A 1,564-nucleotide genomic window follows, 5' to 3' on the forward strand; every position below is an offset into this window, starting at 1 on the left:
CCGTCAAGCACGGACTGAAACGTGTGCAGTACCGGCCCGATCTTCTTGTCGGGTTCCTTGCCGAGACCGGGCTTGCTTGGGAAGAGCTCGGATCAACATGACTTCTCGCATTAATCATCAGTAGCTGACTGCTTCGCCCGCCGCGAGACCCGGGAGACGTTCGCGCGGATGACCCGGGGCATGCTGATGGAGCTTGAGGACGTCAACTGCTGGAGCCTGGCCGAGGCGATCGGGGAACGGGGCCCGCACCGCCTGCACCATCTGCTGTCCCGCGCGGTGTGGGACGAGGAAGCGGTACTTGGGCGGACAGCGGCCTGGGCCGTGGACCTGCTCGACGACGGCGACGGGATCCTGATCGCGGACGAGACCGGTGACGCCAAGTCGTCCATCGACGCGGTGGCCGCGGCCCGCCAGTACTCCGGCTCGGTCGGCGGCGTGGATCTGTGCCAGGTCGCCGTGCACCTCACCTTCGCATCGTCCACCGGACACTGCCTGATCGGCCGGCGCCTGTACTTCACCCAGGAGTGGGCCGCTGACGAGGAACGCCGCGAACTGACCGGCGTCCCGGACGAGCTGGGCTTTGCCACCAAGCCACAGCTGGCCGAAGACCTGCTCCGCGACGCCGTCGGACAGGGCGTACCCGCCTCCTTCTTCCTGGGGGACGAGGTCTACGGCGGTCGGGAGCTGCGTACCACCTGCCGCGGGCTGGGCCTGGGTTACGTCGTGGGCGTGCGCTCCCACCACCAGGTCATCACCGGCCCGGTCAAGCTGAGTGTGGCCATGGCCACCGCGAAGCTGCCGAAACGGGCCTGGCAGCGGATACCAACCGGCGCGGGGCAGAAAGGCGTACGCGACTACGACTGGGCGATGATCGAGGTCACCGCCGACGACACCCCCGACGGACACGCCCCCGATGCGGGGACGTCCGTGCTGCTGGTCCGCCGGCACCGCTACACCCGCACCGTGTCCTACTACCGCTGCTTCGCCCCCGGACCGGTGCCCCTGGCGCGGCTGGTGTCCCTGGTGTGCCGCAGGTGGCGGGTAGAGGACGACTTCCAGGACGCCAAGGAGATCTGCCACCTCGACAAAGGCCAGGTCACCTGCTGGAACTCCTGGCACCGCTGGAGCGTGATCGCCCTGGTCGCCTACGCCTTCCTGGCCGTCACCGCCGCCAGCGAACGCGCAGCCCACACGAGCCGGAACGACCCCACCGAAGCCGACCTCGTCCCGCTCAGCAGCCACGAACTCCTGCGCCTGCTACGGGCCTTGATCCTTCCGCCGCCCCGACGAGACCGCGACCACCTGCTGTGGTGGTCCACCTGGCGCCGCCGCCACCAACACCACGCCCGCCGCTGCCACCGCCGATGGCACACCTACGCCGACACCACACCATGATCAGGCAGCACACCGGCAGCTATCTACAGCTGCCGTAACAGCCCAAGGCTCCGGCACGCTCGCGTTCTGAGTTGATCTGTCCGTGATCTTCGGGTCTGGTGGTTCGTCCGGGTTGTCAGGGGAAGCCGTGAAGGTCGAGTGCGGCGGTGGCGGTCTTGTGGGCGCGGCG

Annotated in this window: 1 protein-coding gene; it reads left to right on the forward strand. The window is 68.5% G+C overall.

Translation table 11 applies throughout. The annotated features are described in order from the left end of the window. Positions 1 to 180 precede the first annotated feature (180 nt). Positions 181 to 1,395: an IS701 family transposase gene (locus AB1460_RS37350; RefSeq protein WP_420497468.1), complete on the forward strand. Its 1,215-nt coding sequence runs from the start codon at positions 181 to 183 to the stop codon at positions 1,393 to 1,395. The last annotated feature ends 169 nt before the right edge of the window (positions 1,396 to 1,564 follow it).

It is taken from the genome of Parafrankia sp. FMc2, from assembly GCF_041008525.1.
Taxonomy (GTDB): domain Bacteria; phylum Actinomycetota; class Actinomycetes; order Frankiales; family Frankiaceae; genus Parafrankia.